The 15,975-nt window shown below is 56.4% G+C and carries 12 protein-coding genes; 3 read left to right on the top strand and 9 right to left on the bottom strand.

The window, feature by feature from the left end:
* The first annotated feature begins 41 nt into the window (after window positions 1-41).
* The 3 genes from HY868_20215 to HY868_20225 all read left to right on the top strand — a co-directional run bounded on the left by HY868_20215 (window position 42) and on the right by HY868_20225 (window position 3,086).
* A complete protein-coding gene (locus HY868_20215) occupies window positions 42-1,214 on the top strand; it encodes a 4Fe-4S binding protein (protein MBI5304469.1) in 1,173 nt (390 codons plus the stop codon).
* A gap of 73 nt (window positions 1,215-1,287) precedes the next feature.
* Window positions 1,288-1,890 carry a response regulator transcription factor gene (locus tag HY868_20220; GenBank protein MBI5304470.1) on the top strand — a complete coding sequence of 201 codons (603 nt, stop codon included), beginning with the start codon at window positions 1,288-1,290 and terminating at the stop codon, window positions 1,888-1,890.
* A 164-nt stretch (window positions 1,891-2,054) separates the two neighbouring features.
* Window positions 2,055-3,086 carry a GHMP kinase gene (locus tag HY868_20225; GenBank protein MBI5304471.1) on the top strand — a complete coding sequence of 344 codons (1,032 nt, stop codon included), beginning with the start codon at window positions 2,055-2,057 and terminating at the stop codon, window positions 3,084-3,086.
* Window positions 3,087-3,345: 259 nt separating this feature from the next.
* On the opposite strand, the gene HY868_20230 is transcribed toward HY868_20225, so the two are convergent.
* From HY868_20230 to HY868_20270, 9 genes are all read right to left on the bottom strand, one after another.
* Window positions 3,346-3,996, bottom strand: a complete 651-nt coding sequence (locus HY868_20230) for a cyclic-di-AMP receptor (GenBank protein ID MBI5304472.1) — start codon at window positions 3,994-3,996, stop codon at window positions 3,346-3,348.
* A 42-nt stretch (window positions 3,997-4,038) separates the two neighbouring features.
* Window positions 4,039-5,097 carry a hypothetical protein gene (locus HY868_20235; GenBank protein MBI5304473.1) on the bottom strand — a complete coding sequence of 353 codons (1,059 nt, stop codon included), beginning with the start codon at window positions 5,095-5,097 and terminating at the stop codon, window positions 4,039-4,041.
* Complete coding sequence (locus HY868_20240; protein ID MBI5304474.1) at window positions 5,094-6,107, bottom strand: ATP-binding cassette domain-containing protein; 1,014 nt, start codon at window positions 6,105-6,107, stop codon at window positions 5,094-5,096. Before HY868_20240 ends, HY868_20235 begins: the two co-directional genes overlap by 4 nt.
* Window positions 6,100-7,134: an ABC transporter ATP-binding protein gene (locus HY868_20245; protein ID MBI5304475.1), complete on the bottom strand. Its 1,035-nt coding sequence runs from the start codon at window positions 7,132-7,134 to the stop codon at window positions 6,100-6,102. Before HY868_20245 ends, HY868_20240 begins: the two co-directional genes overlap by 8 nt.
* 19 nt (window positions 7,135-7,153) lie before the next feature.
* A complete protein-coding gene (locus HY868_20250; protein ID MBI5304476.1) occupies window positions 7,154-8,083 on the bottom strand; it encodes an ABC transporter permease in 930 nt (309 codons plus the stop codon).
* Between the two features lie 67 nt (window positions 8,084-8,150).
* Window positions 8,151-9,161 carry an ABC transporter permease gene (locus HY868_20255; GenBank protein ID MBI5304477.1) on the bottom strand — a complete coding sequence of 337 codons (1,011 nt, stop codon included), beginning with the start codon at window positions 9,159-9,161 and terminating at the stop codon, window positions 8,151-8,153.
* A gap of 69 nt (window positions 9,162-9,230) precedes the next feature.
* Complete coding sequence (locus tag HY868_20260; GenBank protein MBI5304478.1) at window positions 9,231-10,955, bottom strand: ABC transporter substrate-binding protein; 1,725 nt, start codon at window positions 10,953-10,955, stop codon at window positions 9,231-9,233.
* Window positions 10,956-11,050: 95 nt separating this feature from the next.
* On the bottom strand, window positions 11,051-12,130 hold the full coding sequence (locus tag HY868_20265) for an NAD/NADP octopine/nopaline dehydrogenase family protein (protein ID MBI5304479.1): 1,080 nt from the start codon (window positions 12,128-12,130) through the stop codon (window positions 11,051-11,053).
* Between the two features lie 18 nt (window positions 12,131-12,148).
* The gene (locus HY868_20270; GenBank protein ID MBI5304480.1) at window positions 12,149-15,832 is read right to left on the bottom strand and encodes a glutamate mutase L; all 3,684 of its coding nucleotides are present in this window, start codon (window positions 15,830-15,832) and stop codon (window positions 12,149-12,151) included.
* Between the last annotated feature and the right edge of the window lie 143 nt (window positions 15,833-15,975).

The following is a 15,975-nucleotide window of genomic DNA, read 5'->3' on the forward strand; positions in this document are numbered from 1 at the left end:
TTTCAGACCGAATTGCGACAAACGCGGCGTATGGTGAGGGTGTGTTGAATTTCGAAACGCTCGAAAAATTGCTCGGCGCGTACGAACAAGCGCCGATTCGCGTGGAGTCAACGCGCTGTTTGAATTTGCGACACAAGGCGCGCGCGTGCGACGCGTGTCACGCGTGTCCGGCGGACGCGATTCGCTTTGACGATCGCGCACCGGTCGCGCTAGACGAGACGAAATGTGTCGCGTGCGGTTTGTGCGTGTCCGTGTGCCCCAGCAGCGCGTTTAGCGCGACGCCGAACGATAGCGCGATTCTCGATACACTCGCCGCGTACCCGCACGTCGAATTCGCGTGCAAGCGCGCGAAGCAGACGCGCGCGCCGCAGATTGAACGCGTGATGACGCTCACTTGCCTCGCGCGTCTCTCGGGTGATCTGTTGTTCGCGCTCGGCGCGGAGCACTCGCGCGTATGGCTCAACGACGCGCCGTGTGTCGAGTGTCCCATCGGCGCGCGAACGCATCCGCACATCGTCGCGCTCGCGCAAGCCGCACGACGCACGCTTGCCGCGTGGCAACGCGACGCGCGAATCATGCGGTACGCCGAAGCGGACGCGGAACTGGGTGCGCCGCGCGAACTCGCGGCATCGCACACGCAGCCGCTTTCGCGTCGCGAACTGTTTTCGTTTTTACGCGGCAACTTGGGTCGCGCCGCGGGCATCGCCGTCGCGGCATCGTTGAACGTGACGCCCAGCCACGCCGACGCGACGCCCGCGCTCGACCGCGCGCTTGCCAAGCTAGGCGCGCCTGCCAACGATTGTGTGGCGAGCGAATGTTTCGCGACGGTTCGGGTCAGCGCGGCGTGTACCGCGTGCGGCTTGTGCGCCAAGCAATGTCCTACGCGCGCCATCGAATTTCGGAACGACGGCGGCTATTTCGTCCTGGGATTTCAGGCGCATCGTTGTTTTGGCATCGAGTGCCGGATTTGCCAATTGATTTGTCCGGCAAACGCCGTGACGCTTGAACCGGGCATCGCGTCGGTCGCGCTCCAATCGCGCGAACAAATCGTATTGCGTGCGGGTCAACTTGCCTTGTGCGTCAAATGTCAAACGCCGTTCGCCCAGGTCGAAAACGAAACGCAATGCTCGGTGTGCCGTAACGCCAAACCCAGGTATTCCGATCTCGTGCGCGATTTGTTCAAACCCAAGCATGACTCTCCCGAATCGTCTTGACGTATCACACGATAGCGCGATGGCAGAAATTGGCAGATGAGCGTATAATCGAACCCGAAGTTTTCTTCGGGTTTTGTTTATGCAGCGAATCTTGATTATCGCGGACGATCCGCTCGCGCGGGCGGGCATTGCGGCGTTACTGGCAAAGCAACCGAATTGTCAAGTCGTCGGACAAAGTGCGCGCGAAGAAATTATCGCCGATGTCATCGCGGTGTATCGTCCTGATGTGATCGTGGTGGACTGGCGCGTGTCCAGCGACGCGCGCGAGTTTGGCGCGCCCGTGCTCGCGCTCGTGTCCGATGCGAACTCTGCGCGCGAAGCGTGGCTCGCCGGCGCGCGCGGTGTTTTGCTTCGCCAAGCATCGGGCGAACAAATCGCGGCGGCGCTCGGCGCGGTCGTCGAGGGATTGACGGTGTTCGAGCCGTCACTCGCGGCGAGTGTTTTCCCCGCGCGCGAATCGTCGCGCGACGCGCTCCGCGAAGAATTGACGCCGCGCGAATCCCAGGTCTTGCGTCTGCTCGCGGAAGGAAAATCGAACAAGACGATTGCGCGCGAGCTCGACATCAGCGAGCACACAGTCAAATTCCACGTTAATGCCATCCTCGGCAAACTGAACGCGCAGAGCCGCACCGAAGCGGTCGTCATCGCGACGCGGCTGGGACTGGTGATGTTGTAACCACCAAGACCCGCAGGTTTTTTTGAAACCCTGAAGGTCTTGGTCGCCCATCCTTTTTGCCGGGCTGCTTTACCAATCTTGGATCGTCCAGACTCAGTTTAGCGAAAGGCGCCCAAGGTGAACCAGTGAGCAACTCACAACAACCTCTTTTCATCATCAACAGTATGGCTCCCATCCGCATTTGCGACAATGGCGGGTGGACCGACACCTGGTTTGCGCGTTATGGCAAGATCTTCAACATCGCGGTCTCGCCCTATGCGCAAGTCCAAGTGGCTGTTTACCCATCAGGTTCACGGGAACACATCGTCGTGCATGCCGAAAACTATGACGAACGCTACGTTGTGCAGCCAGACCATCACTGGGGCAGGCATCCCCTCATCGAGGCGACTATCGAGTACATGCGAGTTCCATCGGACATGTGTATCGAGGTAACGATTTTTTCGAAAGCGCCCAGCGGGGCTTCCACCGGCACGTCGGCGGCGATGACCGTCGCGTTGATCGCGGCGCTGGATCAACTCGCGCCCGGCTACATGTCGCCACATGAAATGGCAACAGCTGCTCACCGGATCGAGACCGAACTGCTCCATCAGCAATCCGGCATCCAGGATCAACTTGGTGCCGCGTACGGCGGTATCAATTTGATTGAGATGGTCGAGTATCCGCAGGCGTCGGTCTCCGCCATCCAGGTTCCGCCTGCGATTGCACGCGAATTGGAACGACGCTTGGTCCTGATTTATCTTGGCAAGTCACACCATTCCTCTCAAATCCATGAAACCGTCATCCAGTCGCTTACCGATGCGGGACCAGACTGCAAACCCTTGAACGATTTGCGGCGTACCGCTGAACGGTCGCGCGACGCGCTGTACGCCGGCGACTTCGCCGCATTCGGTTCGGCGATGATTGACAACACGGACGCGCAAGGACGGTTACACCCTTCTCTGATCAGCGCCGATGCTCAACGGGTGATTGACATTGCGCAGGCGCACGGTGCGGTGGGTTGGAAAGTGAATGGGGCGGGCGGCGAGGGTGGATCAATCACGCTACTCGGCAATGAGGTTGCACATGCCAAGCGCGAGATGGTCCGTCAGATTGAGCAGGCACACCGACTCTATAAGAACATTCCGATCAACTTGAGTAGCACCGGGGTGTGTGTCTGGCGGGTCAGAGATAATATGGTGATAGACGGTGGCGCATGACTTGGAGTAGGCAATCGTGATGGAGCGACGACCTCATCTGTCAATTCGCTCTATTACAGAGGCGAGAATATCAGCGGAGGAATTGCGATGCGTCTTTCAACAATTCTATAGCAGCGATAAATTACGTCCATCGGAGAAACGCGGCATGGGCATGGGACTGACGATTTGTCGAGAAATTATTTGGCTTGCCGAAGAGGAGTGTTCTGGAACATTCGCGCAAGAGGAACTGTTTTCACCGAGTCTGCAAATGAGGACTCGTCTACCATAACCGCGCGTGTTGGGCGATGTCCAATACGAAAATCGTCGCGGCCGAATTGTTCATGGGCGCGGCGGCGCAAACCTGACGAATCTGATCCAGGATGGAATTGACTCGTTCTGCGCGCGCGCCGATCAACAACGTTGCATTCTCGCGGTGCGAAAATCCACCAATCGTGCTAAACCGGGTCGCGCGATAACTCCAGTTCGTCAGCCGCTTTAACAATTCTCCAGATGGTTCATTCGACACAATGACGAGAACCAATTGCATTGTGCCTGGCTCGACGGACTGGGGCGTGGAATCAACACTGAGGTGGTCGCCTTCCAAGCGGAGGTATCGCGCCACGGGCAATACAAAAACAGTCGCGCTACCGACCGCGGTTGGTGGCGCAAACCCCGATTGGTGCGGCTCAACCTCGCGCCCAGGAACATTGGCCGGAACGGTTCGCCGGTGGCAGTGAGTTCGGAGAAGTTCAAGCGCGCGTTCAACGTCGTTCGAGGGTAAGCCGATCAGCAACGTCACATTGTGCGTACCCAAAAATCCGCCAACGCTGCTGATGTGTGTGACCGCCAAGTCGGCTTGATTGAGAGCACGCGTAATGGCTTCGGCATCTTTGGGTTGGACAATTGCGAGCACCAATCTATCAATATCCATAACCGAATTGGGTCCTGCTCGATAAATCACACGCCAAACAGATTATAGCCGGTACGTCTCGTAACTGCCTTGACAGGGCCAGCCATTGCAAAATAAGAGTTGCCGTAATGTCGGCAGATAGATCGCCGCCGAGATCGTGTCCGAATCGTTCTGGGGACGATGGCGGCACAGTGCGGTCGCGCCGTGATATGCGGCGATACGTTTGGCTTGCTGAACATCCAGCGTGCCGCGCGCCTGTTGCAGCAATGCCTGGGCTGTTGCATAGCGGTCGCACGTTGCATCGTACGTCGCGCGCACGTTGGTTTTGAGTACGTGATGCTCGCGCATTTCGGCGCTCACAAAATGATTGGTGGCTACAACGCGGTCTTCCGTCGGCGCAATTAAACCACACCCTCGAAAGCCATTCTCGAAAATTCCCAGGTTTCCTTGCGCGTCGGCAAGAACCAGGTTGCCTGCGCCCATGCAAGTCACGCTTTGGAGGAATGTAATCGCCTCGGGCACATTCGATTGTCGTTCGAGCAAGTCCATCATCAGCGTAAACCGCGCCAACCCAGGTCCAATATCGCGCGAGGGCACGTGTGTATCCGCGACCACTAGCCCATGTTCGTTCATGCCCGAACTGAAAACACCTGGACTGCCCGCGCTCGTGACGTACATGTAGCGATAACCGTCTTGCGGTCTCGCATACGCAATCGCGCGCATCGGAATGTGCCCTTCAAAATAATCGCGATTTTTGACGAGCATGGGTACACCATCGCGCGTGGCGTAACGCGACGCCGCCCAGACCGTACAGCCCTCCGCTTGCGTTTTCGCCAGCACGCGGTCTTCGAGGTACGACGCCACGGTGTATTGAAACAGCTGAGCATACGGGATATCGAGTTTTTCTGAAATCCCCTTTAGCATCTCCATCGTCGAGCGAGCATTTTCGTTCCATGCTCGCTCGACTTGCTCCAATGCCGCCGGATCCATCCCGCCGGTCCGAATCAAACTCTCCAAGCGCGTGCCGATGGTAGTCAAAATCATCGGGCGCAAGTCATAGACTTGTTTCCCATGCTGCAAACCCATTTGATAGTGATCGCCATGCAAAGACAAGACTCTCATTGATACTTCCAACACGCCACGCGCTGATGACCCACCTCGAAAAATGGTGGGCGTTCGTTATCGCAAATCTCGCCGACGCGCGCGAAACAGCGCGGATGAAAGCGACAACCACTCGGCGGATTGATCGGACTGGGCACGTTGCCTTTCAGAATGATGCGCTCGCGTCGCGCGGCTTTGTCCACCGATGGAATCGCGGCGAGCAATGCTTGCGTGTACGGATGGAGTGGATTCTGGAACAATGTTTCGGTCGCGCCTTCTTCGACGATGTGACCCAGGTACATCACCGCGACGCGATTGCTGATGTGATGCACCACGCTCAAGTCGTGCGTGATGAACAAATAGGTCAAGCGGAATTCCTGTTGCAACTCTTGCAACAGATTGACGACCTGCGCTTGAATCGAAACGTCCAATGAGGAAATCGGTTCATCGGCGACGACGAAGCGCGGTTGCATCGCCAGCGCGCGCGCGATGCCGATGCGTTGCCGCTGTCCGCCGCTGAATTGATGCGGGTACGAATCAATGTGGCGTTCGTTCAGTCCGACGCGGCGCAGGAGACGAATCGTTTCTGCTTCGCGTTCGGTCGTATCGCGCAATCCACGATGGGTTAACGGCACCGCAATAATCTCGCGCACCGTTTTGCGCGGATTGAGCGACGCATACGGATTTTGGAAAATGATTTGCGCCATGCGATAAAATGGCGTGCGAGTAACAGTTCCATTTTCCTTGGCGCTGACCCAATCTCCCAAGACTCTCTGCCCCTCAAAACGCATCTCGCCAAAACTTGGTTCAAACAATCGTACGAGCACACGCCCCAGCGTCGTTTTGCCGCATCCGCTTTCACCGACCAAACCCAACGTCTCGCCCGGGAAAATTTGTAGGTCAACGCCATCCACCGCGTAGACAATCGGATTGCGGGTGCGCGTGAGTAAGCGCGTGAGGAGACTGCGCTGCAACACGAAATGTTTTTTGATCGCGCGCGCTTCAATGAGCGGCATCGCCTGTTCAGTCATTTCGATTTACCGTATCGTCCCACGTCCAATTTTTCTCGCGACGATAACTCACATACCGCAAGCAGCGCGCGCGTTGCGTAGACGCGATTTCAACCCAGGGAATCGGTCCACCCAGGCACGCCTCTTGCGCGAACGGACAGCGCGGATGGAACGCGCATCCGTTGGGCAAGCCAACCAGGTCGGGCACTTCGCCGGGGATCGGCTCGATGCGCGACTTGGAGGTGAGTCGCGGCAAACACGACAAGAGACCTTGCGTGTACGGATGCGCTGGCTGTTCGATAACCTGCTCGGCAGCGCCAACTTCGACGACGCGACCGGCATACATGACCATCAAGCGTTGACAAAATTCCGCCGCCAAACCCAGGTTGTGCGTGACCAAGACAATTGCGGTCTTGTGTGTCCGATTGATGCCGCGCAACAGTTCGATGATTTGCGCTTGAATCGTCACGTCGAGCGCGGTGGTCGGTTCATCCGCCAGCAAGATTTTCGGCTCGCACGCGAGCGCAATCGCGATGAGCGCGCGTTGCTGCATTCCGCCGCTGAATTGATGCGGATACTCGTGATAGCGATCCATCGGCGATGAGATGCCCACTTCGTCCATCAGTTTCAGCACGCGTTCTTTCTCGGCGGAGTGATGGTTTCGGAAAGGCAATGGACGAGTCGGCGATACAAAGCTGTGAATGCGTAACGATTCATGAATTTGTTCGCCGACGGAAAACACCGGGTTGAGCGTCGTCAAGGGGTCTTGGAACACCATCGCGATTTCTTTGCCGCGAATTCGGCGCACTTGTCCGCTGGACAATTGCAGCAGGTTGCGACTCTCAAACAAAATCTCGCCGCTCACAATTCGACCCGGCGATGACAAAAGCCGCAGAATCGAAAGCATCGTCACGCTTTTGCCGCAACCGGATTCGCCGACGACACCCAGGATTTCGCCTTGATGCAAAGTCAGCGAAACGCCGGAGACCGCTTCGACCGTCCCGCGTCGCGTCGGAAAAACAGTGGTCAGATTCTTGACGTCAAGCAACGGTTGATTCGCAGTCATTCTATTCAACCTTCAAGCGCGGGTCGAGGATATCGCGCAGTCCTTCGCCGAACACATTGATCGCGACGACCAAGATGAGAATCGCCACGCCGGGAAAAGTCGAGACCCACCACGCGGTCAGCAAATAATCGCGCCCACTCGACACCATCGAACCCCATGCCGGCGTAGGCGGCTGCACGCCCAGACCCAGGAAGCTGAGACTCGCTTCCATAATAATCATGTAGCCGAGGCGCAGCGTGCCCAGCACAAAGACCGAGTGAACGATGTTCGGCAAGATTTCGAAAGCCATAATCGAGTTGTGGCTCATTCCCGCCACACGCGCCGCTTCGACATATTCCTTCGTCCGTTCCGCCATGACTTCGCCGCGCACTAAACGAAAGAATTCGACCCAGCCCTTGAAGGCGAGCGCCATTACCAGATTCACAAAGCCGGGTCCGAGGAACGCCATCACGCCAATCGCGAAAATTAGAAATGGAAATGCCAGCAACAAATCGGCAAAGCGCGAGAGAAAACTGTCCAGCCAACCGCGATAGTATCCTGAAACCGCACCCAACACCAAGCCGACGATGATCGAGATGCCAACACTGAGAATCCCGACGGCTAACGATACCTGGGAACCAAAAATGATACGGGTCAGCAAATCGCGTCCCTGGTCGTCCGCACCCAGGGGATAGTCCCAACTTCCGCCCTCCCATGCCGGCGGATCAAAACGCCGCAACAAACTGCCGCGCGTGGGATTGTGAATTGTAATTGGATCGGCGAAAATCGCGGCGAGGATGTACAGGAAAACGACGATACCGCCAATCAGCACAATGGGTCGCTGGCGCAATTCATAGCCCAGATCGGCGAGCGCACGTTGCCAGAGTTTCAGGCGAATGCGCAAATCGTAATCCCAAGCGCGTGTTGCGCGTGTTGTTACCTGTGTTGCCATCGCATATCCTGTCAGGATTTCAGATTTCAGATTTCAGATTGCGGATTTTAATCTGCAGTCTGAAATTTCACAGCGTGATCTTTGGATTCAAATATGTATACAAAACATCCACGACCAAATTCGTCAGCACAAACGTAATCGCATAGATCATCACCGCGCCTTGGATCAACGGGAAATCGCGATTGAAGATCGCGTCAACGACGAGCCGACCCAAGCCGGGCCAACTGAACACCGTTTCCACGATCATGTTTCCGCCAAGCAAAACGCCGACTTGCAACCCGACGACGGTCACGGTGGGAATCAGCGCGTTGCGGAGCGCGTGCTTCATCACGACATCCCATTCCGTTGCACCCTTGGCGCGCGCCAGTTTGATGTAATCGCTTCGCAATACTTCGAGCAAACTCGAACGCAACACGCGCGCGACAATCGCCGCGACACCGGCGCCCAACGTAATCGAAGGCAAGACGAGATGTTTGAGACTATCCATCAATGCCGGCATATTGCCGGTGAGAATGCTGTCGAGGACGTACATGCCCGTGATCTCTTGCAATTGCACATCGTAACCGAGACGGCTTTGCGCGGGGAGCCATTGCAAATACACCGCGAAGAAAAGAATCAGAATGATGCCCAACCAAAATCCTGGCATCGAAATTCCCAGGAACGCGCCCGCCATGCTAAACCGATCCAAAAACGAATTTTGTCGAACGGCGGAGAGAATGCCAATCGGCAACGCGATGATGAGACTGACCAAGAGCGAACCCAGCGTCAATTCAATCGTAGCCGGCAAACGTTCCGCCAACAAATCCACCACCGATTTGTTGCGGATGTACGAATAACCCAGGTTGCCGCGCATTGCATCGCCCAAGAAATATCCCAGTTGCGCGTGAAGGGGTTCATCAAGGTGAAACTGATGACGCAGTTGCTCGATCTCGCGTTGGGAGGCGGCAGCCGAGCGACCCAGCATAATATCCACGGGATCGCCGGGAGTGAGTCGGATGAAGAAAAAGACGATGATCGCGACGCCGAACATGATCGGAATGGTGGTGAGCACGCGCTCGAAAATTTTTATCGCCTTCATGGATTGACCACAGACCCGAAGGGTCTGCGCCACCTTCGGTGGCGACGAAACCCTTCGGGACTACCAATCTCATTTCAAACACACATCGTGCAAATTTTCGCGGCTATCCGATGCGGGCGTCCAGTTCTGTACACGTGCTCCGGCGGCTTCGATGGCTTCCGGCAAGACCAGGAAAATCGCGGGCGCTTCATCGTAGATCAATTTCTGCGCTTCGTTGTAGATGGCTTTGCGTTTGGCGGCATCGTTTTCGATTTCGCCATCCTTGATCAGCTTGTCCACGCGCGCATTCGAGTAACCCGAAAAGTTTCCACGTCCGTAGGTCGAGCCAGTCACAAGCGAGTGCCACTTGGCTTCCATGTGACCGACCGGATCGAACGCCGAGTCACCCCAGTCGCCGACGTACGCTTGACGTTCGCCGGCGAGCAATTTCGTTCGCACGACGTTGTACTCCCACACGCGCACACTCGCATCAACACCGATATCGCGCAGGAGCGTCGCCAATGCTTCAGTGAGCGGGCGGATCGAGTCAATCGTGTCGATGACGAACGCAAGCGGTTTGCCGTCCTTCATCAACATGCCGCTGGCATCGGGCACCCAGCCCGCTTCTTTCAACAGCGCCAGGGCTTTGGCTTTGTCGTACGCGTACGGTTTCAAACTGGGATCGGCAAAGTTGTTCGTCGGCATCAACGCGCCGGCAAGCGGCTGCGCCAAACCGTTGTACACTTTTTTGATGATCAGGTTCTTGTCTACGGCATAGTTCAGTGCCTGGCGAACTTTGGGATCGTCAAACGGGGCTTGCTTGACGTTAAACTCCATCCAAATGGGACGTGTGCCTGGGACGGTCTTGACTTGAACGCCGGGAACTTTTTTGAGCGTGTCCACCAACTCGGCGGGCACTTCGGCGATGACATCCACTTCGCCGGCGAGCAGCGCGGCGACGCGCGTCGAGTTTTCGGGAATCACGCGAAAGACCGCGCGGGAGACGCACGATTTGCCAACGGGTGTAAGAGTCGGCGCGCCGCCGTAGTAATCGGCAAATCGCTCAAGCACAACTTCTTCGAGACCGGTTTTCGACGAAACGAATTTGAATGGACCCGTGCCAAGCGGCTTTTCAATCAGTCCTTTCGTCCCAACTTTTTGGACGTACGCCTTGGACACGATTTGGGTGTGGACGAGCAATTGCATCGCGGCGGGCCACGGCGCTGTGAAATTCATGACGACGGTATAGTCGTCTTTCTTTTCCGCCGTGCCGAGCGGACCGAGAAAGCCCTTGCGCAACGCGGTATGCGGTTGTGGAAACTCGATGGCATTGGTTTTGAAAACGCGGTCGAAAGTAAAGACCACGTCATCCGCCTTCAACTCGCTGCCATCATGAAACTTGACTCCTTTGCGGAGTTTGATTTCCAAGGTCTTGGTGTCCAACCACTTGACCGACTCGGCAATTTCCATGTGTACGCCGCTGGTGGCATCACGCGTGACCAAGCCATCGTACACGTTGCGGATCACAGTCTCCGCTTCGCGACTGCTGTGATCGGCTGGGTCGATGCCTTGAGGCGCGCGCGCTAATGCGACCACGAGCGTGTCGCGACCTGGGACGGCGGTCGGTTGGACGACTACCGTTTTCTCCACGATCACAGTCTTTTCTGCGACCACCGTTTTTTCTACGATTTTCTCAACCGGTTTTTCGACCACCACAGTCTTTTCCACAACTTGGGCGGTCGGCGCGGCGCACGCGGCGAGCAACCACAATGTTGCCGCCAGCAGAGTCACTTGAATGATACGAACGCGGTTCATGCGTTTCCTCCTTCGCCTGTAAATTTCAGTGGACCCGATTTGCGTTCGCGAATCATCTCATCGCATTCCTCCTTCCGCGGCGAAGATTGTGAATCCTAGTCGCCTTTGACCATCGCTTTCACCTGGGCAATACTCAACCTTTCAATTCCCAATCGGGGAGCATTCCTTCCCTCCTGCCAGAAATCACGTCCCAGCAATGCACAAGCCACATTGACTAACCCAACACACGCGGGCATTTCCACATTGGCGCGATGAGCTAATGCAACCATCGGGACGAGACCGGTCGGCACATCTTCCCAGATATATCGCGTGTTGATTGAGCGCGGTGCGGCAATGCCGCGATACGCGACGTTGCTTTGGATGCGATCGTACAACGTATCGCCCGTGATGCCTTCGTAACTGCGCGCGAGCCACTCACACGCCGATTGTGCTTGCACGCCGAACGCTTTTGCCACGGCGATTCGCTCCGCATCCATCACTTCGATGAAACGTGCGATGCTCGGCGTCATGTCGCGATAAAACTCGAACGGTGCGCCGGACTCGATGCGTCCCACGCTGAGAATCGTCGTCGTCGGATGAAACATCGCACCGATATTATCCAGCCCGGTTTCGAGCACGTCTGCCGCCGCGACGAATTGCGGATACAACGGATTCAATCGTTCCAAAACAGTCGCCGTATCACGCGCCGGAAACGCGGCGAGTTTCACTTGATTTTTCACAGATGATATTCGCACGCGCGCCGCGCCAGAAATTCGACACGTATAAAGTAGCGTTTGCGCTTCGGCGATGAACACGCGCGCCTTGACGCCCAGCCGATTCAGCACATTCCGAAATTCGAGCGCGCCGCCGGTGCGACCTGGGTTCAGGATGATGACCTGGTCATCGCGCAGATGCGGCGCGCACGCTTCCGCCATGAACGCATGCGCGATTGCTGGAACGACGACAAAGATAAATTCCGCGTCGGCGATGACCGGCGCGATGTCGGTCGTGACAAGTTCAAGCGCGCCGAATCCTTCCAATGCCTCTTCGCACTGGACGCCGCGCGCGGTCTGCAAATCGGTGATTTCGTTTTCAAATTTGTTGTAGATGCGAACGGGATACCCGCGCATCGCGAGATCACCGGCAAAGGCGTGTGCACCGTTCCCCGCACCCAGGATTGCGATTTGTGGTTTCATTGTTTCATCCCAGACCTGTCAGGTTCGCCTTCGGCGGAAACCTGACAGGTCTTTCATCTCCAACCGCAGCAGTTCGCGTTTCATCACACGCAATGCTTGCTCAGGATCAACCCGTCCGTACAGCCCTCCCAGGATGCTCACAAGATATTGCGCGTCCATCAGCACGTTCCCCTTAGGGCGCAATACGCGCGGTTCGTTCGGATCGTAGAGCACACCCTGAGCGATCAGTGCGAGATCGTCCAAATAGCCCTTCGCCTGTTCCTGGCATTTGTGATAGACCGTTCCGCCGATCAACACCACGGTCACCTGCTGGTTGAGGAAGTTGACGCCATGTTGCAAAAAATATGTTTCCGTTTCATCCACGTAACCCACGTGCTTGCGCGTCGCGGTTGCGAGGATTTCGCGCGCGAGCCAGGAACGCGCTGTGTTCTCCAACGCGGTCTCGGGCACCACATGCGGGTTGGCGGTCATCCAACTCAAGTACTGATCCAGATCAACCTCGACGTGATTGTTGCGGTTCAGCAAGAATTGACGGAATTGATCTTTGTGCGGCGCAAACGTTTTCGGGAAATGCTGCGCGAGGAATGCGCTCAACTCACCTTGCATCGCGCCATTCTTGAAGCGATCCAGCTCCTTTAGGTTCTCCGCGTTGTACGCCAGACCATACTTGCCTTCCACGCGGCGATACGCCAATGGCGTATTCGGCGTTTTGAGGATCGTGCGCTTGACGCGCTTGCTGTTATCCGATCCCTCGTAGACAAAGAGCGGGTTGTCCGTCACGTTCGAAAAAAAGTCCGTCGTCGCGCCGCCGATGTCGAGCGCGAGAATGTTGCCGATGCCGGCTTCGTTGCCGTGTCCGCGCGCCAGCAGATTGATGCCGCGAAATGCCGCGCGCGGCGTTGGAATAAATGGCGCATCCATAAACTCTTCCACGACATCAAAGCCCTTCGCCCGGATGATGACGGTCTGAAACAATTCACGAATCGCTTCGTTGACGACCTCGATTTGAAAGCGATTTACTTCCGGCATGACGTTCGCGGTCACGCGAATGTCAATGTGATTCGCGCGAAAAATATTTTCGATCTGTTCGCTAATGTCCTGATTGCCCGCGTAGATCACGGGCACACCGTACTGCGCGTAACCCGCGAGCCGCGCGTTCTCGGCGAGCAGGTGCGCGTTGTGCAATTCCGTTTCGGTATCGCCACCCTCATCAACGCCGCCCGCCATCAAAATGATTTCGGGTTGGTCGGTCGTATAAATGGCGCGGGCTTGTTCGGGCGTGAGTTTGCCGGCGTAACTTGCGAGCAATTTCGCGCCCGCCGTCAGCGCGGCAAGGTCGGCGGCAAATCCTGACTCGGCTTCGGTCAGCGAAACCGTGACCATCTTCAAGCCGCCCTTGGCGCTCGAACACGGCAAGCGCACATCGAACTGACTCATCGCGTCGTCGAGCGGTTTCCAATCCCCGCGCTTTTGGCACGCGTCAAGTACACCTAATCCGTTCGCCAGACCGATGCGAATATCGTCTACCGTCGTCGGAACGTAACGCAGAGAGAATCGCTCGCTCTTGGTATCGAACAAACCCACCTTGGTGAACGTCGAGCCGAAATCGACGACCAGGGCTTGTTTGGTCTGAGTCCTGAGTTGCGCGATACTCTTGCCGCGAATCGTCACTTCGTGATCCGTTTCATCTTCCATCGCCTCCGTCTCAGTGATGAAGTTCTCATCGGCGGCAACGGAAATGGTCTTGTCGAAATACCAAGGGAATCGTTGACGCACGAGATCGACGCGCTGGAATTCATCTTTGACCGGAATCCCATCCCAGGTATCTGCGCGACACGCGCCGTCCACCACCTTGACTTTGCACTTGCCGATCATCTCGTACTTTTTGTCGGCGACCGTCAGGTGCGGCGCTTGAAAGAGTCCGATTTGCATGGCGAGTTCGAGCGCGTCGGGACTAATCACGCCGCACGTATTCGTCGAATAGTGCGCTTCATTTGCAAACGAGAGGAGCATCGTCTCGTAATTGTGTTCGGCGTCCTCGCTCGATTCTTTCGCCCACGCATTGAAATTCGCGACGGTGACCGGACCTTCGTATCCGCCGAGCAACGCGGCATGCAGAACGTTGTACATCGCGCCGCGTTTCAGTTCGGCGATGCGATGGCGCACCCAGGGGTCTGCCCAGATATTTGGCACGTGACCCTTGGCAAAATCCCAGCACACTTGCTTCGTGATCTGGCACGATTCGATAATGTCTTCCGCTTTGGCTTCGTGATGCGCTTCCGAGTGCGTGACGACGTGCAGAATGTCAGGTTCGAGATAGAGCTGGGTATAAATGCCGAATGCGAGATGACCCTTGGCTTGATGTAAATCTGGCGGAAAACTGGGCAAGCCCGAACGCGTTTGCTTGATGATGTGAAAATCGTAATGCTGGGTCAGTGGTTCGATGAGTTCGTACGCGGCTTTCATCTTGGCGAGATCGTCGAGCGCGGAAATTTCGGGGGGCAGTTCGAACATCATTTGCATCACGTAATGCTTGACGCCGAGTTTGAGCGCCATCAACCCGACGAGGACGTGATCGGTCACTTGCATATCATCGCTCGCGTAGCGCAAGCCCCATTGATGCGGGTCGTTGATTTCGCACGGCTTGCCGACGCTTGCCCAGTACCGAATCACATCGTAATGTTCGCGGAACGAATCGTGAATCGAAATGGGACCGCGTCCATCCATGCGGTTGTAGAAAAAAATCGGGACGGCGGGAAAACACGCGTTGAGATGTTCCTGCCACAGTTTCGCCAGTTCGAGGAGTTCATCCGTACCGCTATAGATGCGTGTCATCGGATAGTTGCCATGCCGCGTCGCCGCTTTGAGTCGTTTCAAATCTTCGATCGTGCGAATCGGCGCGCCGCCTTGACCGGCGAGGTATTTGCCAGGGTCTTCTTCGCCGCGAATAAATTTGGCGAGCAATTCCTGGGACGTTTGATCGGGCGCGAGCGAAACGATTTCGAGTGCGCCGGCGTCCGCGAGTTTTTCGATGCCGTCAATCGTCGGCTCGATGGTCTCCGCCGCGATGCCGATGTGCGCGCGAATGATCGGACGATTTTCGCGTTCGCGCACCTGCCGAATTCGCTCGACCAAAAAATCCGACCACTCGAATTCTTCGCGCGCGACGTGGACGGGTTGCTGTTTGGCGAAGCGTTCCAACTCTTCCATCGTGATGTAATCGTCGGCGATGACTTCGAAAAAGTGATGGAACTCGGGGCGGTCCATATATTCCTGGCTGACTTTTTCTAAATCATAGTGACGCTCTTCCGGCGGAGTGAATGGATCGGGTTCGAGCGGCACGCCCGTCATCGTGCGAACGAGATTCGCCGCGGGGCGCAGTCCGCCAAAACTAAAACGAATTCCAGAATCCTTGGGATGCAAACCATACTTGGTCGCGGTCTCGACGAACTCGGTGATGAGTTTATCCACGTGCAAATCGCCGAGCCGCATCGAAACGCCGACGACTTCGGGACGCGCTTCGCGAATCTTGTTGATCACTTCCGGAATCGGCACCGCGGGACCGAGTTTGACGGCGATGTAGCCCATGCCCTGGTCTTGCATCCAATCCGCAAAACCTTCGACGCCGAGATTGTGAACGCACTTGCCGATCGCGCCAACCATCACGCGGCGTTTTTTGCGGCTATCCGAAGAACCGTCCATATCTGTCACTCCTCTGCATAATCGGATAAGAGTTCGCACACAAAGTTGTCTTCAAGCAAACCTAAAGTCCATCCTTGCGAAGGTTTCCAACCACTTTGCCGAAGCATCGCGCCTTCAAACCTTCGCAAGGATGCGCGACACTT

Source organism: Chloroflexota bacterium (genome assembly GCA_016219275.1).
In the GTDB taxonomy this organism is placed as follows: domain Bacteria; phylum Chloroflexota; class Anaerolineae; order UBA4142; family UBA4142; genus JACRBM01.

Bases quoted from the DNA above. Each gene is read 5' to 3' on its own strand.
- HY868_20255 (MBI5304477.1), bottom strand. From the start codon at position 9,161: ATGAAGGCGATAAAAATTTTCGAGCGCGTGCTCACCACCATTCCGATC.
- HY868_20235 (MBI5304473.1), bottom strand. From the start codon at position 5,097: ATGAGAGTCTTGTCTTTGCATGGCGATCACTATCAAATGGGTTTGCAG.
- HY868_20260 (MBI5304478.1), bottom strand. From the start codon at position 10,955: ATGAACCGCGTTCGTATCATTCAAGTGACTCTGCTGGCGGCAACATTG.
- HY868_20265 (MBI5304479.1), bottom strand. From the start codon at position 12,130: ATGAAACCACAAATCGCAATCCTGGGTGCGGGGAACGGTGCACACGCC.
- HY868_20225 (MBI5304471.1), top strand. From the start codon at position 2,055: ATGGCTCCCATCCGCATTTGCGACAATGGCGGGTGGACCGACACCTGG.
- HY868_20270 (MBI5304480.1), bottom strand. From the start codon at position 15,832: ATGGACGGTTCTTCGGATAGCCGCAAAAAACGCCGCGTGATGGTTGGC.
- HY868_20250 (MBI5304476.1), bottom strand. From the start codon at position 8,083: ATGGCAACACAGGTAACAACACGCGCAACACGCGCTTGGGATTACGAT.
- HY868_20240 (MBI5304474.1), bottom strand. From the start codon at position 6,107: ATGACTGAACAGGCGATGCCGCTCATTGAAGCGCGCGCGATCAAAAAA.
- HY868_20230 (MBI5304472.1), bottom strand. From the start codon at position 3,996: ATGGATATTGATAGATTGGTGCTCGCAATTGTCCAACCCAAAGATGCC.